This window comes from Hymenobacter sp. DG25A, assembly GCF_001280305.1.
GTDB lineage: Bacteria > Bacteroidota > Bacteroidia > Cytophagales > Hymenobacteraceae > Hymenobacter.
On the sequence record NZ_CP012623.1, the window covers coordinates 592,394 to 614,564 of the forward strand.

The window sequence follows — 22,171 nt, forward strand, 5'->3', positions numbered from 1 at the left end:
CAAAATGTGCTAGCGGGGCCGCCGGAAAATGAGTAGGTGCTGCTGAGGCAGCTCATCTATATTCTCCACAAACTCCAGCCCCACATCTTCCAGCTCCCGGCGGGCCTGTTCCATGCTCATCTTATGAATGCGCTTGATGGGCACCTGCGGATCTTCGGCTCGGTACTCCACCAGCGCTACCCGCCCGCCCGGCCGCAAGGCATCGTGCACGGCCAGCATCATTTCGCGGGGGTGGTCAAACTCGTGGTAAGCATCAACCAGCAAAACCAGGTCTACACTCTTGGCCGGCAGGTTGGGGCTTTTAGTGGTGCCCAGAATGGGCACCACATTGGTCAGCTTGGTGCGGGCTTTGGTGCTCTCAATGCTGCGCAGCATTTCCGGCTGGATATCCACGGCTAATACCTGACCCTGCGGCACCAGCGGGCTGATGCGGAAGGTGAAGAACCCGGTACCGGCGCCTAAGTCCGCCACCACATCTGTGGGCTTCAGCTTGAGAGCCCGGAGCAGTAAATCGGTGCGCTCTTCCTCCGCCCGGTTCGGGCGCTCCAGCCAGTCGGCCCCTTCATGGCCCATTACGTGCGCAATTTGCCGGCCATGGTAGTATTTGCTGATGCCATTAGGGTCCTGCGGCGGCCTGGTTTCATACCCAGAGCTATCAGTTGCCAAGGCATGCGCTGTCACGGCCCGGCTTTCGGCGGGGGGCTGCGTGCAGGCAGGCGCCACCAATAAGGCACCAATAACCAGCAGGTAAGAGCTGTACAGAAAATACGAGGTGCTATGATGCATATAAAAACGGAAGAGCTCTGGCTATTCTTAACAGCTGCCTAAATCAGCGTTAATTCAATGCCTCTGCTGTAAGGGCCTTTTGGCCACAAAATGTTCCTTGTTCTGCTATTCAACGCTTTGTTAAGCATAACAAGTGTGTGGCCGCTTCTTCCGCAGGGATTTAATTTCTGCGGTTTTCGGCTGTGTCAGCCCAGCGCCCCTGGCTTCTGAGCCAAGCGTAACAAGCCCAGTCTGGCCACCTTGTTCCTGGAATGGCTCCTGCATAATGGCTTGTCCGCCAATCTTCTGCAGCTGTCCTAGGCCGCCTGACACCAGCAAAAGCTACCCGCCCGCCTGTTGCCCCGCCGCCCAGGAAAGATGAAGGCGGAAAATAGATAAACCGTGGTGAGAAGGTGGGAAAGGGCAGACAGCATAAAAATATTGCGGGAAAGTTGAATTCTCTTCCTGTTGCTCTGGGAATTTTATTAGCTATAATTGCAGTCAGCAAAGGCATTTGAACCCCAATGACGGATTTTCTGCCTGGACGCTCCTGCACGGTATTTCCTTTTTCACCTTTACCAAATCCTTATGAAACAACATTTCCACTACCTGCGCCAGAGCCTGGCTGCACTGGTTGTCGTAGCCGCTGGTCTGAGCAGCTGCAGTCGTGCCGAGTATGCTATGCTGCCTAAAACTACGCCTTACCACGGTACTGAGCGTGTTGTGGCTGCTCAGCCTGCTCCGGTAGCTGTAGCCGCCGAAGAGGCCGCAGTAGCTGCGCCGGCTCTGGAAGCTGCTCCCGTAGCAGTTGCTCCCAAAGCGGCTCCGGCCACCACTGCCCAGGCCGCCCAGGCTGCTTCGCACGCTATGGCTGCTGCTTCGCCCAAGAAAATGAGCATGCTGCAGAAAGTAGCCGTTGGCAAAGTAGCCAAGCAAATGAATAAGCTGGCGCAAAAAGCGCAGGTGAAAACCCACAGCGACACGGCCAAGGCTGACGCACTGAGCGGCAACATCCGCAAGGGCATCATCCTGCTGTTGATTGGTCTGCTGATTTCGCTGTTCAGCGGTATTAGCGCCATCTTCGGTATCTTGGGTGGCATCATTGCCATCATCGGTATCATCTTCATCATCCTGGGCCTGCTCGACGAAGTATAAGTCGGTAGCCAACATGGTTTAGAAAAGCCCCGGCCATAGAATGGTCGGGGCTTTTTGTTGGTATTGACAGTGGTACTCTGGATTACATTGGATCTACGTCGGCCACAAACCGCGCCTGCTTGTATTCCTTCTGATCCTTTACAGCATTGATGGCCGCCTGAATATCGGCCTTGGCTGATTTCAGCACGGTATGCTCGCGGCTGAGCTTGATGGTAATTTCCTGCAGGTAGAAGTTGCGGATGCGGAAGATATATGGCGCTTCCGGCCCCAGCACGGCCTCGCGGCCCAGCCGGTCTACCAACTCATTGGTCAGCAGAATGGCAGCACCTTCAGCCAGGTGCTGGTCCATGTGTTTCACCGTAAGCCGGATGACGCGCATAAACGGCGGAAAGCCATACTCACGCCGCTGCAGGATTTCGTACTCGTAAAACTCGATATAGTCGTTACGGATGACCTTGTCGAAAATCACCTGCATCGGGTCACCGGTCTGGATAATGACTTTGCCTTTTTTGCCCTTGCGCCCGGCACGGCCGCTCACCTGCACAAACATCTGAAACGCCCGCTCGTGCGCCCGGAAATCGGGGTAGTGAATAATGCTGTCAGCGTTGATGATGCCCACCAGGCTCACGTTGGCAAAGTCCAGACCTTTGGTCACCATCTGGGTGCCCACCAGCACGTTGGTCACCTGCTTCTCGAAATCAGAAATAATCTGCTGGTAGGAGTTCTTGGCGCGGGTAGTGTCCAGGTCCATGCGCTGTACGTTGGCCTGCGGCAGCATTACTTTCAGATCGTCCTCAATCTTCTCGGTGCCAAAGCCCACAGTTTTGAGGTTGCGCGAGCCGCAGGCGGGGCACTCTACCGGCATCCGGTCGTGGTAGCCGCAGTAGTGACAGCGCAGCTCATGGGCGTGCTTGTGGTAGCTTAGGCTCACGGCGCAGTTCTGGCACTTGGGTATCCAGCCGCAGTCCAGGCAGTTGATGAAAGGGGAGTAGCCGCGCCGGTTCTGGAACAGAATAATCTGTTCTTTCAGGGCTAGCTTGGTCTCCATTTCCGTCATCAGCTCGGGCGTGAAGTGGTTTTGCATCTTCTTCGCATCCCGCGACTTGCGCGTATCCACCAGCACAATTTCCGGCAAGCCGGCCTCGCCAAAACGCTTGCTGAGAGTAACCAAACCATACCGACCAGCGCGGGCCTGGTAATAGGTTTCCACAGCCGGCGTGGCCGAGCCCAGCAGGGTTTTGGCGCCCTGAAAGTTGGCCATCATCAACGCCACTTCGCGGGCATTGTAGCGCGGAGCCGGGTCGTACTGCTTGTAGCTCGACTCGTGCTCCTCGTCCACGATAATCAGCGACAGATTATCGAACGGCAGGAACACCGCGGAGCGCACACCTACCACTACCTGAAAGCGGCCGGAAAGCACGCCATTCCACACTTCCACCCGCTCGTTATCAGAGAATTTAGAGTGGTACACGCCTAGGCGGGTGCCGAACACACGCATTAGGCGGGTTACAATCTGGGCCGTGAGGGCAATTTCGGGCAGCAGATACAGCACCTGCCCGCCACCTTCCATGGCCTTGCGGATCAGGTCGATGTAGATTTCGGTTTTGCCGGCGCCCGTTACGCCATGCAGCAGCACAATGTCCTTCTCCCCGAAGTGCTGCAGAACTTCGTCGCGGGCCGTGGTCTGGGCTTCGCTGAGGGTGAAGGTGATTTTGGCTTCCGGTGAATCATCCAGCGGAAAGCGCGACACAATCACATCAAACTGCTCCAGCACGCCGTTCTTGATCAGCGTATTGACGGCCGAAGCCGAAAGGTGCGGGGCACTGGTGAGGTAGGCTTTTTCGATGCCCTGATGGTTGCGGTGCTCGTTCTGGTACACGGGCACCTTCTGCAGATAGCGCATCAGCACATCCAGCTGTTTGGCGCGGGTGGCCAGCTGCGCAAACAGGCTTTCTAGCGCCGCTTCGGCCACAAAATGGTGGGCCAGCCGCACCTTCTTCACCACCTTGGGCGAGTATTTATCGGCTAAGTGCTCAAACAGAAAGATGACGTCTTTCTGCATCAGGGACTTAATAACCCGATGAAAAGAGGTGATACCGAGGATTTCGCCAACATCAGTAAAGGTTAGCGACTTGCCTTCTTCACCAGTGTTCAGCGCCTCCACTACTTTCTGCTCCTGCTCGCTGAGCGGATACGGGTTTTCCTCGGCCACAAAGGCCGGATGCAGCTGTACCCGGGACTCGGAGCTTAGCTTCAGGGCCGAGGGCAGGGCGGCATTAATGACTTCGCCCAGCGTGCACATGTAGTAATCGGCCATCCAGCGGAACAGCTTCAACTGGGGCTGCGTCACAACGGGCGCATCGTCAATAAACTCCAGAATGTACTTGGCCTGATACTCCTTGGGCGGGTTTTCGTGCACAGCCGCTACAATGCAGCTAAGCGTTTTTTTGGCGCCGAACTGCACAATCACGCGGCCGCCCACCACTACCTGGTCGTTCAGCTCGAAGGGTACGCGGTAGGTGTACAGCTTGGGCAGCGGGAGCGGTAGAATCACGTCGGCAAACAGGGTGACGCGGTCTACTGCAGCCGGTTCGGGCTGAACAAAGTCAAAGGAAAGGCTCAAAGGTAAATCAGACTGGAAGCGAAGGGTAAAGATAGCAGGTTGCGGCGCCGTCTTTGTAATGGACCCCTCGCTAAATGACAGTAGCGCGCATAGTAGCGCAGAGTAGCGCGAAGCTCCGGCTTCGCGTACGAGCGGAGCGAGTTCCTACGCGGCTGTATATGCCTGCTACTCGCGTTGCTCGTACGCGAAGCCGGAGCTTCGCGCTACTTTACAGCTGAGTCAGTACTTCGGCTACGGTGTGTACTGGGAGCTGGCAGGCGCGGTTAAAGCATACATACAGCGTGGTTTCGCCGTTTTTGGGCTCCCGGCCCTGTAGCAGGGGCAACGTGCTGGAATGAGAAGCGCCCGCCACTACAGCATTGGGCAGGTAATGTCGGCTAAGCTCCTGTCGGCGCTCTTCGGCCTCAGGGCCAACAATAACCAGCTCGGCCGTAGGACGAAGCAGAGCGGCATAGAGCGAGGCCCAGTTGGTGAGGTGCTGGGGCTCCCGGACTACCAGCTCCTGCACACGGCGCAGCATGGCGGCGGCCAGCTCCGTGTAGCGGGCATTGTCCAAGTGCAGGCCCAGCCGGTGCAGGTTGTGGGCCATGATGGAGTTTGAGGCGGGAATGACGTTATCGAACAGCTCCTTTTTGCGGGCTATCAGCGCTTCACCGGTAGCATCGGTATAGAAGAATTGCTGTTCCGTCGGGTCAAAGAAATTAGTCAGCGTGTATTCCGTCAGCTGCTCTGCTTCGCGCAGCCAGGTTTCCTCAAAAGTGGCTTCGTAGATACTGGTGAAGGCCTGAATAACCAGGGCATAGTCTTCCAGGAACCCGCTGATAGTAGCGCGGCCATTCTTATAGTTGCGGAACAGACCGGGGCCGTGGCGCAGATGCTGCTGGATGAAGTGGGCGTTCTGCCGGGCCAAGACCAGGAAATCAGCCTCCCCGAAGGCACGGTAGGCATCAAGAAGGCCTTGCAGCATGAGGGCATTCCAGCCGGTCAGGATTTTATCATCGAGGCAGGGGCGGACGCGGGTAGCGCGCACGGCCATCAGCTTCTGCTTCCAGCCCTGCACCATTTCGGCCAGTACGCCCGGCGTGAGCTGGTGGGCCTTGGCAAAGTCGGCGTCTGACTGGCGGCGGTGCAGAATGTTGCGGCCATGCTCCCAGTTGCCGAGGGCTGTGCAGTTGTAATAGTCGGAAGCCAGCGGCTCTTCATCGCCCAGAATCTCGCGGAGCTCGTCTTTGGTGAAGACGTAGAATTTGCCCTCTTCGCCTTCGCTATCGGCATCCAGGGAGGAATAGAAGCCGCCTTCCGGACTCATAAGCTCCCGCTGCACAAACTGGATGGTATCGTACACCACTTCCCGGAATAGCTCATCCTGCGTTACCTGGTAGGCTTCGGCATACAGGCTTATCAGCTGGCCGTTATCATAAAGCATTTTCTCGAAGTGAGGCGCCAGCCACTCGGCATCCACCGAGTAGCGCGCAAAGCCCCCGCCCACCTGGTCGTAGATACCGCCCCAGGCCAGCTCGCGGAGCGTGAGCATGGTTTGCTGCAGCACGGCCTGGCTGCCCGTAAGCTTGTGCGTACGCAGCAGAAAACGCCAGATGCTGGGCATGGGGAACTTGGGCGCCCGGTTCATGCCGCCCCGCTCCCGGTCGAAGTTTTTCGCCAGGTTATACACCAGCAGCTTGAACTGCTCATCGGAGAGGCCTTCGGCGGCTTCCGGAATGCGGTATTTGTCCAGGTCGCTGGCTTGCAGCACCCGCGCGAACTGCTCGGCAGAGGCATCCAGCTCTTTGCGCTGGTCACTTTTATAGGCCTGCCCAATGCTTTCCAGCAGCTGCGTCCAGTTGCGGGGCGGGAAATAGGTGCCGCCATAAAATGGTTTGGCTTCGGGGTTGAGAAACACGTTCAGCGGCCAGCCGCCCTGCAAACCCATGGCGTGAAGGGCATCCATGTACACCTGGTCCACATCGGGGCGCTCCTCCCGGTCTACCTTGATGCAGACAAAATGCTGGTTCATCACCTCGGCTATGCGCGCATTCTCAAACGACTCCCGCTCCATTACGTGGCACCAGTGGCAGGCCGCGTAACCAATGCTCACAATAATAGGCTTCTGTTCCGTGCGGGCCTTGGTCAGCGCTTCCTCGCCCCACGGGTACCAATCTACCGGATTGTGGGCGTGCTGCAGCAGATAAGGGCTCGATTCCTGGGCCAGGCGGTTGGTATGGGTGGGATTCGATGAGTTCATAGCGTAAAGCAAATAGGATAAGAATAACAAAACCCGGCTGAAAGGGGCCGGGTTTTGCGTTTACGAATTCTGAGTGGCTTCGTCCGGGCTCACCGGCTTTTTTCGGGGTGGCCGACCGCGCTTTTTGGGGGCGCTGGGTTCCGCCGCATCTGTGGGCAGGGGAGAGGGCGCAGCCGCCACTTTAGGCTTAGGTGGTGGGGGTAAGGCCTTCTTTTCTTTGGCAGGCGTTGCCCGGCGGGCGGGCCGTCTGGCTTTCGGTTTAGCCGGCGCTTCGGGAGCTACCGGAACTGCGGCCGGCTCAGGAGCAGATGCGGAGACCACGGGCGCTGCTGCCACTGGTGCTGCCTCCACGGCGGGCAGCGGAGTTACCGGGGCTGCGGCTTCCGTTGGCTGTTCAGGATTGGCTTTGCTTTTTGCCGGGCGGCGTGGCTTGCGGTTGGCCGAGGCCCGAACCTGGCTGGCCGTGCGCCGGGCCGGTCGTTTATTGGCCGCTGAGGTAGGCTCTACTGGTGCAGGTTGCTCTTCTACCGGTTCCGCTTCTATTGGTGCGGGCGCAGCCAATACGGCAGGCATACCTTCCTTCGCGGCAGCCTGACGGGAGGCCTCATACATAGCCGCGGCTTTGGCAACGGCCGGTGGCAGGGCCGGGTGCGGAGTAGGCGTAGGAGCAGCCACTGGTACCTCCGCTACAGACGGCGGTGTTTCAGTAATTACAGCATCAGCCACTGTAGCTTGCGCCGCCAGTTGGGCAGCTGCTTTCTTGTTTTTGTTGCGCTTGGCACCGCCGCGGGTACGTCGCTTCTTTTTCACTGGTACTTCCGGTGTGGCTTCCTCCGTAGCAACCGGTTCTGTGGCTACGCTGATAACCGATTCCTCAACCGGCTGGCGGGGAACTTCTGCCGGAGCCAGGCTAACGAACTCAGCCTCGCCGCCTACATCAATCCGCTCCTCATTGTCCTCCACTTCGGGCTCTACAAGGGGCTGAATCTTTGGAGGAGGGGGAAGCTGCATAATCTGCTTATGCAGCTGGCGAATCTCGGCGCGCAGATCTACCTGGCTGCTGAGGCGGTGCAGGCGCTCCAGCGTGCTTTCCAGAAAATGCCGATGCTCCGGCGAACCTTCGTACAGGGGGCGGTGTGCCAGGGCCTGCCGCACCGATTCCCATTCTTTCTTAAACCGACCGAAGTTGGCGTCGAAATACGTGCGACTGAACTTCTCCCAGATATAATCCTCCGCTACGGCCGAGGGGTGCAGCATATCGGAAGCATAGAAGCGGTAGTCGCGCAAATCATCCAGCAGCAGCTCGTAGGCCGGGAAGTAGCTTACATCCGGCAGCAACTCACTAAGATAGTGGCAGGCCACGCGCAGCACCGATTTGCTCACCGAGTTCAGCGGCAGCGTATCCTTCAGGTGGCGTACCGGGCTTACCGTGAGCACAAACCGCAGCTTGGGATTCTTGCGCCGCAGATACGCATGCGTTTCGGCCACCGCGTTAATAATCTCATCCGGCGTGAGCATTTCTTTCTCAAAACGCTCGGCAGGCAGCTTATGGCAGTTGTTTACCAGTTCCTGGGTTTCTTTCAGGCGGTAGGTAAAGGCAGTGCCCAGCGTGAGCATCACCACATCGGCCTGGGCCAGAAAGGCGCCGGTGCGCTGTACTACATCCTGTATTTGCTGAAGCAGGGCTACCGGCGAAGCTGCCCCGATGGAGGCGTGCAGATCATAGCTCTGCCAGCGGCCACGGGCTTCTACCAGGTGCTGCTGCCAGTCCATATCCTCGCCGGCGGCCGCGCGCAACAACTGACAAGCCACAATGGGATTGAAAACAGTGCCGAAGGGGTTAACCAGCGTGGATACTTTGAAATCGGAGAGGCGACTACCGATGGTTTCCGAAAAGCAGGAACCCATCGTTAATACCCGCGCCGAAAGGGGCAGTTGCTGTGGATGAGGCGTAAGCAGGAGTTCAGTACGGAACATCAGAATAAGTTCGACCCCAAACGGGCCGCGGATAAATGGCGGGCCACAAATTGCCGCCGTAGGCGGGCAGCACCGGGCAAGCCAAAAGATACGACCGAAACAGAAAGATAGAAGTTTGGGCCTGTGCAAAGGTAACAGCCCGCCTCACTTCCTACCTACTGGCTGTGCTAATGGTTGTCTGTAATAAAAAAAGCCCGTCCACAATAGCGGACGGGCTTTTTGCAGGACGCAGTGCTTATTCAGCTACTACGTTGAAGCGAACCTGGTGCTTCACTTCTTTGTGCAGGTTGATGGTAGCGGTGTACTCACCGGCTACGGATGGCTCCTGGTCGAAAGAAATGCGCTTACGGTCAACGTCGATGCCCTTGTTTTTCAGGGCCTCAGCCAACTGCAGCGTGGTTACGCGGCCGAAGATTTTGCCGCTCTCACCTACTTTAGCAGGGATGTCCAGTACAACAGCACCGATTTTGTCGGCAATGGCCTGCGCGTCGCCTTTTACTTTGTCAGCTTTGTGGGCTGCCTGGCGTACGTTTTCAGCTACGATTTTCTTGTTGGTCTTGTCGGCCAGAATAGCCAGACCCTGCGGCAGCAGGTAGTTGCGACCATAACCGGGCTTTACATTAACGATGTCGTTCTTGTAGCCGAGGTTCTTAACGTCGTCTTTCAGAATTACTTCCATGTCTATTTCAGCGAGTCAGTTACGTACGGCATGAGGGCCAGGTGACGAGCTTTCGCTACGGCCTGGGCCACTTTGCGCTGGAATTTCAGGCTGGTGCCGGTGATGCGACGGGGCAGGATGCGGCCCTGCTCGTTCACAAATTTCAGCAGGAAGTTCGGGTCTTTGTAGTCCACGTACTTAATGCCAGCCTTCTTAAAGCGGCAGTACTTGGTACGCTGCTCTTGCTTGTGGATTCTTTCGTTTGCGAGGCTCATAGTCTTACTGGGCAACGGCTTCGTTTTCTTTTTTGGCTTTCTGCTGGTTCATCTCACCTTTCCGGCGACGCTCGCTGTAAGCTACAGCGTGCTTGTCCAGAACGGTGGTCAGAAAGCGGATAACCCGCTCGTCACGACGGAACGCTACTTCCAGCGTATCCACGATGTTGCCCGAGCCAGTGAACTCTACCAGGAAGTAATACCCGGTGTTTTTCTTCTGAATCGGATAAGCCAGCTTGCGCAGGCCCCAGTTTTCCTGGTTGATAATGTCGGCGCTATTTTCCTTAAGCACCTGGGTGAACTTCTCGACCGTCTCTTGCACCTGGCTCTCGTTCAACACGGGAGTCAGAATGAAGACCGTCTCGTAATTTCTTACTTCCATTACGACGGGGTGAAAATTGTGATGAAAAAACTGAATGAGGGCGCAAAGATACTCTTTTTCAACTCATGCCTATTATATAGGTCCGTTTTATTGTGCTTGCCGCCGAAAGAATTAACTGATTATCAGTTATCAATAAACAATGCCAGCGCCGAACGAGTACTACCGGTGGAGCTATTAGTCCGCAGAGAAATTATGCTGCTGCTGATAGAAGCTTTTTTTGCCTACTTATATAGAAGAGTTACAGGCTGATGTTTTTTAGAACCATTCTAAGCAAGCTCCAAAAGGCGAAAATTAGCTTAAGCTGGTTTGTTCTAAACCATTCCCGACCTACATTTGTGGCCTTGAAGCCCCCCCGCGTTTCTTTTTTTCAGTCAATCTGTGCTATGGATAGCATCCGACTTCGTTCCCTTCCCCATTTTCTTCTCGCTCTGTTTCTGACGTTTGCCTCCTTCAGCCGTGCTTCGGCACAGGATGTAGGATCGGCGCCGGCCGTGAGCAAAGAAGGCGTGGTGCCCGGCGCTACGGCCGCGGCTGCCCCCGCTGCAGCAGCAGGTGCTACCACCGGCGACGCCGCAGCCATTGCCGCTGGCGATGCCTTGTTTAAAGGCAACTGCGCCCAGTGCCACGCTATTAATGAAAAAGTAGTGGGCCCGGCCCTGGCTGGTATTGCCAAGCGCCGCCCCATGTCCTGGATTATTCCATGGGTAAAGAACTCCAGCAAATTAGTGGCCAGCGGCGACGACTATGCGGTGAAGATCTTCAATGAGTATCAGAAACAGCAGATGCCCAGCTTCCAGCTGTCGGATGCTGAAATTACTTCCATTGTTTCGTACATCACCGCTGAGGAAGGTAAAGTTGCTGCCGTTGGTGCTCCAGCGAAGGTAGACGGTGCCGCCCCTGACGCAGGAGCTGCTGCCGCTGGCACGGAAGCCGGTGCCGGTAAGTATGTAGACCTGCTGCTGATTGTATTGGTAGTGGTGATGATTGTGCTGGTGGTAACGCTGGTTATCATCGCCAACATCATGAAGGATGTGCTGCGCGGCCGCAAAGACTTGGACGGTCGCGACGTGGAGCTGCTGGAACAGCGCTTCGACTGGTCGCAGCTGTACAAGTCGAAACTGGTCCGCGGCCTTGCCCTGGGTATTTTCGTTCTGGTCGTGTTATATGAGTCGGTGCAGGGCGTGATGGCCATTGGCCTCACCCAGGGTTACCAGCCCACGCAGCCCATTGCCTTCTCGCACAAGCTGCACGCTGGTCAGCACCAGATCAACTGCGCCTACTGCCACACCTCGGTGTACAAGAGCAAATCGGCCAACATTCCTTCGGCTAACATCTGTATGAACTGCCACTCGCAGATCAAAACAGAGTCGCCGGAAATCAAGAAAATCTACCGGGCTATTCAGAAGAACCAGCCGATTCAGTGGGTGCGTATTCACAACCTGCCTGACCTGGCTTACTTCAACCACTCGCAGCACACCCAGGTGGGCGGCATTGAGTGCCAGACCTGCCACGGTCCAATCGAGAATATGGACGTTGTGTATCAGTACTCGGCTCTGACCATGGGCTGGTGTATCAACTGCCACCGCGAAACCCCGCTCAACACGAAGGGCAACGCATACTACGATAACCTCGTGAAGCTGCACGACAAAGAGAATGGCGCCGTGCCATTCACGGTGTCGTCCAACGGCGGCACGGAGTGCTCGAAGTGCCACTACTAAGAAAGGTTTTGGGGAATGGGTTTCAGGTTTTCGCCTGAAACCCTTTCTGCTCCCAAATAGCCAATACCCAACCCCAATACCGAATACCACAATACCCCACACGATGCAAGAGTCGCCTAAGTACTGGAAGGGAATTGAGGAACTGGAGAATTCGCCGGAATTCGTGAAGGATGCCTTCTCGGAGTTTGCAGATTATCTGCCGGTGAAGGAATCCTTTGGCTCTTCCGACGCCACGGTTGCCCCCCGCCGCGACTTCCTCAAGCTGATGGGCTTCGGCATTGCCGCTGCTACCCTTGCCAGCTGCGAAACGCCGGTCCGTAAAGCCATTCCTTACCTGAATAAGCCGCAGGAAGTAGATCCGGGCATTGCCAACTTCTACGCCTCCACCTATTTCACGGGTCAGGACTATAACAGTGTACTGGTGAAAACCCGCGAGGGCCGTCCCATCAAATTGGAAGGCAATCCGGAGTCGCCTATCACGCGTGGTGGCCTGTCGGCCCGGGCTCAGGCCTCGGTGCTGAGCCTCTACGATGGTGGCCGCCTGCAGAACTTCGCCATTAAAGGCCAGAAAGCGGAGAAGGACCGCGTAGACCAGGAAATCCGGGCTGCGCTGGCTGCCACGACGGGCAAAATTGCCATCGTGTCGCCTACCATCATCAGCCCTTCTACCAAAAAGGTAATTGCTGAGTTTGCCTCGCGCTACCCTAGCACGGAGCACGTGATGTACGATGCCAACTCGGCATCGGGCCTGCTGCGCGCCAACGGCGGAGTTGCTCCCGCTTACGACTTCAGCAAAGCCGATGTGATTGTAAGCCTGGGCGCCGATTTCCTCGGTACCTGGCTCTCACCGGTGGAGTTTGCCCGTCAGTACGTCTCCAACCGCAAAGTATCCAGCGACAAGAAGACCATGTCGCGCCACTTCCAGTTCGAATCAGCGCTGTCGCTGACGGGCTCCAACGCTGACGTACGCGTGCCGTTGAAGCCCTCGGAACTGGGTGCTGCTACTCTGGCGCTGTATAACGACGTGGTAGGAGGGGGCGCTGCCTCTTCTTACAGCAACGCCCAGCTAAAGAAAGCCGCTACGGAGTTGAAAGCAGCCCGCGGCCGTGGCCTCGTGGTATCGGGCTCTAACGACCCGGCAGTGCAGACGCTGGTAGCCGCCATCAACAGCAGCCTCGGCTCTACGGCGGTTGACCTGGCTAATCCTTCCATGATCCGTCAGGGCGACGACGCCCGCATGGCGCGTCTGGTGAACGAGCTGAAAGCCGGCTCCGTAGGCGCTGTGATTTTCTACAACGCTAACCCGGTGTATGACCACCCGATGGGCGACGTAGTGAAAGCCGCACTGCCCAACGTAAAACTCACCATCTCCCTCAACGACCGTCTCGACGAGACTGGTTCGCTGTGTACTTACGCTGTTCCGGATCATCACTATCTGGAATCGTGGAATGACTATGAGCCCAAGCGTGGCTTCCTAAGCCTGGCTCAGCCCGCCATTTCGCCGCTGTTTGCTACCCGTCAGGCGCAGGATTCGCTGCTGACCTGGGCCGGCAACCCTTCCAGCTACTACAACTTCCTCCGCAATCAGTGGAAAGGCCTGCTGGGCGGTAACTTCCAGAAAGGCTGGGATAAGGCCGTGCATGATGGCGTGGCACTGGGTACGGCTTCGGCCGCGCCGGCTGCTCCTGTAGCACCGGCCATGGGTGTGGGTGAGGCTGTTGCGGCCATCAACTCTGCCCCTAAAGGTTCGGGCGTTGAACTGGCTATCTACGAGAAAGTAGGGGTCGGTAACGGCTCCGAAGGCAACAACCCCTGGCTGCAGGAACTGCCCGACCCGGTATCGAAAGCTACCTGGGGCAACTACGTAGCTGTGCCGCGCGCTATGGCTGTGGAGCAGAAGTGGGAGCAGGGTGACGTGCTGAAGGTAACGGCAAACGGTAAATCCGTAGAGCTGCCCGTGCTGATTCAGCCAGGCCAGGCTGCCGGCTCCGTGAGCATTGCCCTGGGCTATGGCCGCCAGATGGCGGGTAAAGTAGGCAACAACGTAGGTGCCAACGTACTGCCCATGGCTACGATGCGCAACGGCGCTATCATCTACGCCAACAACGTAACGCTGGAAAAAACCGGCGCTAAGTCGCCCATTGCCCAGACGCAGACACACCACACCATCATGGACCGCAAGCCGGTGGTGCAGGAGTCTACGCTGAAGCAGTATATCGAAAACCCCAAAGAGGTTACGGAATACGAGAAGCTCTCTACCCCGGATGGTCTGGTAGCGCCTGCTAAAGTATCCTTGTGGCAGGACTACGAATACAAGAACCACCACTGGGGCATGGCCATCGACCTCAACTCATGCATTGGCTGCGGCTCGTGCGTGATTGGGTGCCAGGCGGAAAACAACGTAGCCGTAGTAGGCAAGCAGGAGGTTATCAACCGTCGCGAGATGCACTGGATGCGTATCGACCGCTACTACAGCTCCGACGCGCACAAAACCGATTTCGATACCAAAGGCAAGCTGGACACCTACGCAGCCATGGAAGACCCCTCCGAGAATCCCTCGGTTATCTTCCAGCCGATGATGTGCCAGCACTGCAACCACGCTCCTTGCGAAACGGTGTGCCCGGTACTAGCTACCACGCACAGCTCGGAAGGTCTCAACCAGATGACCTACAACCGTTGCGTAGGTACGCGTTACTGCGCTAACAACTGCCCTTACAAAGTGCGTCGCTTTAACTGGTTCTCGTACACTTCCAACGAGAAGTTTGAAGCCGTAAACGGCCACATGTTCACGGATCTGGGCCGCATGGTCCTGAACCCGGACGTAACCGTACGTGCCCGTGGTGTGATGGAAAAGTGCTCGATGTGCGTACAGCGCATTCAGCTGGGTAAGCTGGAAGCCAAGAAGCAGAAGCGTCGTCCGCAGGATGGCGAGATTATAACGGCTTGTGCTCAGTCTTGCCCTACTCAGGCTATCGTATTCGGTGACATGCGCGATGCTGACTCCCTTATTGGCAAGCTGCTGCGCCGCGAAGACGGTGAGCGTGCCTTCCACGTACTGGATGGCATCAACGTGCAGCCGAACGTCACGTACCTGACTAAGATTCGCAACACGGAGAAGTCAGAGTTTAACGCCTAGAAATTGAGCTCCTTGGGAAGCAGTATTGCCTTCAGCACCGCTGCTTCCCCCATTACCCATTTAAGTCCAAAACTATGCAGCACGTATCGCCTGTACGGGAGCCGCTCGTAACCGGGGGGAAATCGTACCACGACGTCACCCAGGACGTGTGCCGCCAGGTAGAAGCCAAGCCGAATATTCGGTGGATGGCGGCCCTGAGCGTTGCCCTCTTTTTCCTCGGCATTTTCTTCTACTCCGTGTACCGCACCCTGTGGTATGGTATCGGGGAGTGGGGTCTGAACAAAACGGTCGGCTGGGCCTGGGATATCACCAACTTCGTGTGGTGGGTAGGTATCGGTCACGCCGGCACCCTGATTTCGGCAGTACTGCTGCTGTTCCGTCAGAAGTGGCGCACCTCCATTAACCGCGCAGCCGAGGCAATGACCATCTTTGCCGTAATCTGCGCCGCCATGTTCCCGGTTCTGCACATGGGCCGTCCGTGGCTGGCCTATTGGGTGTTCCCGCTGCAAAACACGTTTGGCTCGCTGTGGGTGAACTTCAACTCGCCGCTGCTGTGGGACGTATTCGCTATTTCGACCTATTTCACCGTGTCACTGGTGTTCTGGTACACGGGTCTGGTGCCCGACTTCGCTACCATCCGTGACCGGGCGAAAGGCCCGATTGCTAAAGTAGCCTACTCACTGTTGAGCATGGGCTGGAAAGGCTCTGCCAAGCACTGGTCGCGCTACGAAACGGTGTCCCTGATTCTGGCTGGTGTTTCTACGCCGCTGGTACTGTCGGTACACACCATTGTATCCATGGACTTTGCTACCTCGGTTGTTCCGGGCTGGCACACCACCATCTTCCCGCCTTACTTCGTTGCTGGTGCTATCTTCTCCGGCTTCGCCATGGTACTTACCCTGATGCTTATCACGCGGGTAGTATTTAAGCTGGAAGACTACATTACTCTGGAGCACATTGCCCTCATGAACAAAATCATGATGATTACGGGCTCTATTGTGGGTGTAGCTTATATCACGGAATTCTTCATTGCCTGGTACTCGCAGGTAGAGTTTGAGCAGTATGCCTTCATCAACCGGGCTACTGGCCCTTACTGGTGGGCTTACTGGTCTATGATGACCTGCAACGTAATTTCGCCCCAGTTGGTGTGGTTCCGTCGGGTACGCTACAGCATTCCCGCCACGTTCGTGCTGTCCATCATCGTGAACATCGGTATGTGGTTCGAGCGCTTCGTAATTATCGTTACCTCGCTGCACCGCGACTACCTGCCTTCGAGCTGGGCCATGTTCTCGCCTACCATCATTGATATCGGTATCTATGTAGGTACGCTGGGTCTGTTCTTCACCCTGTTCCTGCTCTTCGCCAAGTTCTTCCCCGTGATTAACATGGCGGAAGTGAAAGCAGTCCTGAAATACACCGTGGACAACGGCCCGACCTACACCGGTCACGACCCGCACCACGCTGCTCATCAACCCGCCACCCACGGGGTTCCGGCTTCGGCTCCTGTAAACTACGATAAGCATGACTAAGCGCTTCGCCCTCGGTATCTTCGACGACGAAGACGTGCTGCTGCACGCCGTTGAAAACGTCCGCGCAGCGGGCGTTAAGATCTACGAAGTTTTCACGCCGTTCCCGATTCACGGCATCGACGATGCCATGGGCATCGAACGTTCACGCCTCCCCATTGCCGCTTTCTTCTACGGCATGACCGGCCTAGCCTTCGCCCTGTGGCTGCAGATTTACACCCTCGGGGTAGACTGGCCGATGATTATTGGTGGTAAGCCGCACATTGCGCTGCCCGCCTTTATTCCGGTTGCCTTTGAGCTCACAGTGTTCTTCTGCTGCCACGGCATGGTAATTACCTTCTATGCCATCAGTAAGCTCTATCCCCGCTGGAAAACTCCGGTACTGGACGTACGCTCTACCGATGACAAGTTTGTTATGGCTATTGAGCTGAAAGAAGGTACGGACCTGGGCCACCTGACCCAGTTGCTGCGTGCCAACGGTGCTTCGGAAGTGAACGAAAAAGAAATGTCTAAGTTCTAATGACGCATTCGCTGAAACTAACTCTGCAGGCGTCGGCATTGCTGTTCGCCGCGGTGGCCTCCACCGCCTGTAATCGGGCCGATGATCCGGGCATCGAGTATGCGCCGCAGATGTACGAGTCCATTCCGTATGATCCGCTCCGTCAGGTTAACGCCAACACGGTAAACCCTATGGGTATCAACGAGCGCACCCCCGTGGTGGGCACCGTTCCCCGGGGCAAGCTGAACTACTACGACCACATCGGCAAAGACAGCGTGTCTATTGCTGAAAAGACGCTGAAGAACCCCTACGCTTATACTAAAGCAAATCTGGAAGAAGGCAAGGTACTGTACTTGCGCAACTGCCAGCATTGCCACGGTGAGCAGGGCGACGGGCAGGGTCTGGTAGGGCAGAAGTTCAAGGGTGTGCCGAGCTACTCAACCGGTGCTTACAAGACCATGAACGAAGGCCATGTGTACCATGTAATTGAGTGGGGCAAAGGCCGCATGATGCCGCATGGCTCGCAGGTGAACCCGGAAGAACGCTGGAAAATTGCTATGTACGTCCGCGTACTGCAGCAAGGCAAAGGCCCCGATGGACTGGCTGAGATGGTGAAGTCCGGTAGCGCTACTGCTGACGTTCCTACTGCCGACTCGCCTATGAGTTCAGGTGATATGAACGAGAATATGACCCAGGCAGGCTCCCGTAAAGCCTCGCTCACGCCTGGTCAGGGTGATACTGCAACTAACGGCAAGGCTAACTAATCCACTATGGCAACTCTGACGCATCACGAAAGCGCCACGGCTGAATACCTGGAGGTGTCGCCGCGCACAAATAGAAAGTTCCTCATGATCCTGGTAGCCGGCGTCGTTGTGCTGGCTATTGGTCTCATTCTGTCCGCTATGGGCATTGGGGCGCACCACGAAGCTGCCGGCGCTGCCGCTCACGGAGCAGAGCACGCCCAGGCCGAGGGTTCTCCCATCTGGCTGAAGCGCCTGATAGTAAGCCTGTGGCACAACAACGTATTCTTTGTGGGTGTCTCCACCATTGGTACGTTCTTCGTAGCCCTGCAGTACGTAGCCTACGCTGGCTGGTCGGTACTGATTAAGCGCATCAACGAAGCCATGAGCGCCTGGATTCTTCCCGGTGCCATCATTATGCTGGTCGTGTTCTTCCTGGGTCGTCATGACCTGTTCCACTGGACGCACGAAGGCATCATGGACCCCAAGTCGGAGCACTACGATGCTATCATTGCTGGTAAGAGCGGTTTCCTGAACACGCCTTTCTATATCATTCGCACGGTGCTTTACCTGGGCATCTGGTGGTTCTTCTCCCAGCGCCTGCGCAAGCTTTCTTTGGAAGAAGACCTGAACGGGGGCACGGAGTATTTCCACAAGAGCATTAACGTATCAGCCCTTTTCCTGGTGCTGTATGCTGTTTCCTCGTCGATGTCGGCCTGGGACTGGGTAATGTCGGTGGACGTACACTGGTTCAGCACCATGTTCGGCTGGTATGTCTTCGCTTCCTGGTGGGTAACGGGCATTGCCGCTACCACGCTTACGGCTATCTACCTGAAGCAAGCCGGCTACCTGCGTTTCATGAACGCCAGCCACCTGCACGACTTGGGTAAGTTCATCTTCGGCTTCAGCATTTTCTGGACCTACGTATGGTTCTCCCAGTTTATGCTGATCTGGTACGCTAACCTTCCTGAGGAAGCGGTTTATTACAATCAGCGCCTGGGTGGCTTCAACGGCCAGTATACCTGGATTTTCTTCTTCAACCTGCTCATCAACTTCGCTTTCCCCTTCCTGGTGCTGATGACCCGGGATGCCAAGCGTCAGATGATCATGCTGAAAATCGTCTGCATTGCCGTTATCATCGGTCACTGGTCGGACTTCTATCTGATGTTCATGCCGGCAACAATGAAGGCAGACAATGGGTTTATCATTGAGATTGGCGTGGCCCTGATTTTCCTGGGTGCCTTCCTGATGTTGTTCACCAAGCGTTTGTCACAAGCTTCGCTGGTTCCGGTACATCACCCGTTCCTGGACGAAAGCGTACACCATACCACCTAATTCTTAGCAGCTGGGAGTTGGAAGCCAACGGTTTACGCCGGCTTCCAACTCCCAGCTGTTAGCTTCTAACTCCTTAAACCATGACAGTTCTTGGTATTCTGCTGGTACTGGTGTTGCTGTTGGTCGTGTTCGGCCTGCTGTTCCGCCTCCAGATTCTAACCTCTATTTTCTCGGGAAGCTTTGTGCGCGATGTGGGCATGAGCAACCGCGTGAATGGTATCCTGATGATTCTTTTCATGGTACTGGGTGGAGCGGCCTTTGCATGGTCGTTCGTCGACAGCTTTGATAAGATGAATCCGCCCATCGCCTCGGTGCATGGTCACGCTACGGAGCGTATGTTCTGGACGACAATGATCATTCTGGGCATTGTGTTCGTGATTACGCAGGTGGCGCTGTTTGTGTACTCTTATAAGTACCAGCACAAAGAAGGCCGCCGCGCTTTCTTCTTCCCGCACAATAACAAGATTGAAATTATCTGGACGCTGATTCCCGCCATCGTAATGGCTGGTCTGGTATTCGCCGGCTGGAAAGAGTGGTCTAAAATCACGGGCCCGGCTCCCAAAGATTCCGTAGTACTGGAAATAATGGGCAAACAGTTCAACTGGCTGGTGCGCTACCCTGGCCGCGACCAGAAACTGGGCGTGGTGAACTACCGTCTGATTGATGCCACCAACGAGTTTGGCTTCGACCTGAACGACCAGGCTGGTCTGGATGACTTTGTAGCTGGTGAGATTCACGTGCCCAAAGGCCACCCCGTGCTACTGAAGATTCGCTCCCGCGACGTACTGCACGCTGTATATATGCCGCACTTCCGCGTGCAGATGTACGCCGTACCCGGTATGCCAACCAAGTTCTGGTTTACCCCTACCAAAACCACGGATGAGATGCGTGCGCAGTTGGGCAATCCTGCCTTCAACTATGAGTTGGCCTGCAACCAGATTTGCGGCCGTGGTCACTTCGCCATGAAACTGTCTATTGTGGTAGATGAACCAGATGACTACGTTGCCTGGTTTGCTAAGCAACAGTCTTTCTCTTCTCAGAATCCAGATTTACTGGCTACCTTCAAACAGAAGGCCGGCAATCTGGTTGAACCAGTAGCTGCCCCGGCGGCCGCTGCCGTAGTTCCTGCCGCCAAGGCTTCGCTGTAACTTTTTAATCGCACGCTCTTTTATGGCTGCTAATCTTCCTACCCAAGCTCAAGCGCAAGGTGGCATCGGGGCAACCGAGACGCACACCGAACACGATGAGCATCTGCATCATGATGAACATCATGAGCAAAGCTTTCTAGAGAAATATATCTTCAGCACTGACCACAAAGTCATTGCCAAGCAGTTTCTCATATCGGGTATTTTCTGGGCCATTCTGGGGGGTACGCTCTCCAGCCTGTTCCGTCTTCAACTCGGCTGGCCTGACTCTACCTTCGAATGGCTCTCGCCGTTCCTGGGCAAGTGGATAGAAGCCGGTAAGCTGAACCCGGAGTTCTATCTGGCCCTGGTAACCATGCACGGCACTATCATGGTGTTCTTCGTGCTGACAGCCGGTCTGTCGGGTACGTTCTCTAACTTCCTGATTCCGCTGCAAATTGGTGCCCGCGACATGGCTTCGGGCTTCATGAACATGCTTTCCTACTGGTTCTTCTTTGTATCCAGCGTTATCATGTTCATCTCGCTGTTCATCGAAACCGGTCCTGCATCGGCTGGCTGGACAATTTATCCGCCGCTGAGCGCCCTGCCGCAAGCTATTCCCGGCTCCGGCCTGGGTCAAACCCTGTGGCTGGTTTCCATGGCGCTGTTCATCGCCTCCCAGTTGCTGGGTGGGGTAAACTACATCACCACGGTTATTAACCTGCGTACCCGCGGCATGAGCATGAGCAAGCTGCCGCTGACCATCTGGGCGTTCTTCCTGACGGCTATCCTGGGTCTGCTCTCTTTCCCGGTTCTGCTGTCGGCTGCGCTGCTGCTGATCTTCGACCGTTCGTTTGGTACGTCCTTCTTCCTGTCCGACATCTATATTGCTGGTCAGGCGCTACATAACGTAGGCGGTTCACCCGTTCTGTTCCAGCACTTGTTCTGGTTCCTGGGTCACCCCGAGGTGTACATCGTTATTATGCCTGCTATGGGTATGGTATCGGAAATTCTGGCTACCAACGCCCGTAAGCCTATCTTCGGCTACCGCGCTATGATTGGCTCGCTGCTGGGTATCTCGCTGCTGTCGTTCGTTGTGTGGGCTCACCATATGTTCGTGACGGGTATGAACCCGTTCCTCGGTTCGGTCTTCATGTTCCTGACGCTGATTATTGCAGTGCCTTCGGCGGTGAAGACCTTTAACTGGCTGGCTACGCTGTGGCGTGGTAACATCCGCTTCACGGCGGCTATGTTGTTCTCCATTGGCTTTGTGTCGTTGTTTATCTCGGGTGGTCTGACGGGTATCGTACTCGGTAACGCCGCGCTGGATATTCAGATGCACAACACCTACTTCGTGGTAGCTCACTTCCACTTGGTAATGGGTAGCTCGGCCTTCTTTGGTCTGTTTGCTGGTGTGTATCACTGGTTCCCCAAGATGTTCGGCCGTATGATGGACGAGAAACTGGGCTACGTGCACTTCTGGCTCACGTTCCTGGGGGTATATCTGGTGTTCCTGCCCATGCACTACGTAGGTATTGCCGGTTTCCCACGTCGCTACTACGCCTGGACTGGCTTTGACATGTTCTCGCAGTTTGCTGACCTGAACCGCTTTATCTCTATTGCGGCTATTCTGGCCTTCTTCGCGCAGTTTGTCTTCCTCTTCAACTTCTTCTACAGCATCTTCCGTGGCCGTCGCGCTACGCAGAACCCGTGGAACTCGACGACGTTGGAATGGACGACTCCGATTCAGCCCGGCCACGGCAACTGGCCTGGTGCTATCCCCGCAGTATACCGCTGGCCCTATGATTATAGCAAGCCAGGTGCTGCTGAGGATTTCATCCCGCAGAACATCCCATACTCGCAGACGCAGTCTTCTAACCTGCCTTACGAGCGTGAAATGGAATAACGGCCTTTTGGCCTGATTGCCTAGAAACGGGCCGCTGTACTTACGGCGGCCCGTTTTTTATGGACTTTTGCCGCCGCGTAGAAGCCTTTTCTCCGGCAGAATGGTTTAGC

Annotated in this window: 16 protein-coding genes; 9 read left to right on the forward strand and 7 right to left on the reverse strand. The window is 56.0% G+C overall.

Annotation, left to right across the window (positions count from 1 at the left end; translation table 11 throughout):
* Positions 1 to 9: 9 nt before the first annotated feature.
* A complete protein-coding gene (locus AM218_RS02520) occupies positions 10 to 786 on the reverse strand; it encodes a class I SAM-dependent methyltransferase (RefSeq protein ID WP_054411584.1) in 777 nt (258 codons plus the stop codon).
* A 567-nt stretch (positions 787 to 1,353) separates the two neighbouring features.
* On the opposite strand from AM218_RS02520, the gene AM218_RS02530 reads away from it, so the two are divergent.
* Entirely contained in the window at positions 1,354 to 1,920 is a 567-nt protein-coding gene (locus AM218_RS02530; RefSeq protein WP_054411588.1) for a hypothetical protein, read from the forward strand.
* Between the two features lie 82 nt (positions 1,921 to 2,002).
* Here the strand turns inward: AM218_RS02530 and priA are convergent, their stop codons facing one another.
* The 6 genes from priA to rpsF all read right to left on the reverse strand — a co-directional run bounded on the left by priA (position 2,003) and on the right by rpsF (position 10,077).
* A complete protein-coding gene (gene priA / locus AM218_RS02535; RefSeq protein ID WP_054411590.1) occupies positions 2,003 to 4,543 on the reverse strand; it encodes a replication restart helicase PriA in 2,541 nt (846 codons plus the stop codon).
* Between the two features lie 208 nt (positions 4,544 to 4,751).
* Positions 4,752 to 6,785 (reverse strand): thioredoxin domain-containing protein, encoded by a 2,034-nt coding sequence (locus AM218_RS02540; protein ID WP_054411591.1) that lies wholly within the window; start codon positions 6,783 to 6,785, stop codon positions 4,752 to 4,754.
* 60 nt (positions 6,786 to 6,845) lie between these two features.
* Complete coding sequence (locus AM218_RS02545; protein ID WP_082318032.1) at positions 6,846 to 8,762, reverse strand: GSCFA domain-containing protein; 1,917 nt, start codon at positions 8,760 to 8,762, stop codon at positions 6,846 to 6,848.
* Between the two features lie 235 nt (positions 8,763 to 8,997).
* On the reverse strand, positions 8,998 to 9,441 hold the full coding sequence (rplI, locus tag AM218_RS02550) for a 50S ribosomal protein L9 (protein WP_054411594.1): 444 nt from the start codon (positions 9,439 to 9,441) through the stop codon (positions 8,998 to 9,000).
* Positions 9,442 to 9,443: 2 nt separating this feature from the next.
* On the reverse strand, positions 9,444 to 9,695 hold the full coding sequence (rpsR, locus tag AM218_RS02555) for a 30S ribosomal protein S18 (RefSeq protein WP_044514807.1): 252 nt from the start codon (positions 9,693 to 9,695) through the stop codon (positions 9,444 to 9,446).
* Between the two features lie 4 nt (positions 9,696 to 9,699).
* Positions 9,700 to 10,077: a 30S ribosomal protein S6 gene (gene rpsF, locus AM218_RS02560; RefSeq protein ID WP_054411596.1), complete on the reverse strand. Its 378-nt coding sequence runs from the start codon at positions 10,075 to 10,077 to the stop codon at positions 9,700 to 9,702.
* Positions 10,078 to 10,460: 383 nt separating this feature from the next.
* On the opposite strand from rpsF, the gene AM218_RS02565 reads away from it, so the two are divergent.
* The 8 genes from AM218_RS02565 to AM218_RS02600 all read left to right on the forward strand — a co-directional run bounded on the left by AM218_RS02565 (position 10,461) and on the right by AM218_RS02600 (position 22,061).
* Positions 10,461 to 11,795, forward strand: coding sequence for a cytochrome c3 family protein (locus tag AM218_RS02565; RefSeq protein ID WP_071843676.1), 1,335 nt, complete (start codon positions 10,461 to 10,463; stop codon positions 11,793 to 11,795).
* A 103-nt stretch (positions 11,796 to 11,898) separates the two neighbouring features.
* Positions 11,899 to 14,931, forward strand: a complete 3,033-nt coding sequence (locus AM218_RS02570; RefSeq protein ID WP_054411600.1) for a TAT-variant-translocated molybdopterin oxidoreductase — start codon at positions 11,899 to 11,901, stop codon at positions 14,929 to 14,931.
* A gap of 74 nt (positions 14,932 to 15,005) precedes the next feature.
* Positions 15,006 to 16,460, forward strand: a complete 1,455-nt coding sequence (nrfD, locus tag AM218_RS02575; RefSeq protein WP_231717527.1) for an NrfD/PsrC family molybdoenzyme membrane anchor subunit — start codon at positions 15,006 to 15,008, stop codon at positions 16,458 to 16,460.
* On the forward strand, positions 16,453 to 16,977 hold the full coding sequence (locus tag AM218_RS02580) for a DUF3341 domain-containing protein (RefSeq protein WP_044514800.1): 525 nt from the start codon (positions 16,453 to 16,455) through the stop codon (positions 16,975 to 16,977). The genes nrfD and AM218_RS02580 overlap by 8 nt, the downstream gene beginning before the upstream one ends.
* On the forward strand, positions 16,977 to 17,720 hold the full coding sequence (locus AM218_RS02585; RefSeq protein WP_054411602.1) for a c-type cytochrome: 744 nt from the start codon (positions 16,977 to 16,979) through the stop codon (positions 17,718 to 17,720). Before AM218_RS02580 ends, AM218_RS02585 begins: the two co-directional genes overlap by 1 nt.
* A gap of 6 nt (positions 17,721 to 17,726) precedes the next feature.
* Positions 17,727 to 19,031, forward strand: coding sequence for a hypothetical protein (locus tag AM218_RS02590; RefSeq protein ID WP_054411603.1), 1,305 nt, complete (start codon positions 17,727 to 17,729; stop codon positions 19,029 to 19,031).
* A gap of 80 nt (positions 19,032 to 19,111) precedes the next feature.
* A complete protein-coding gene (locus AM218_RS02595) occupies positions 19,112 to 20,179 on the forward strand; it encodes a cytochrome c oxidase subunit II (RefSeq protein WP_054411605.1) in 1,068 nt (355 codons plus the stop codon).
* Positions 20,180 to 20,201: 22 nt separating this feature from the next.
* Positions 20,202 to 22,061, forward strand: a complete 1,860-nt coding sequence (locus AM218_RS02600; protein ID WP_231717528.1) for a cytochrome c oxidase subunit I — start codon at positions 20,202 to 20,204, stop codon at positions 22,059 to 22,061.
* Positions 22,062 to 22,171 lie beyond the last annotated feature (110 nt).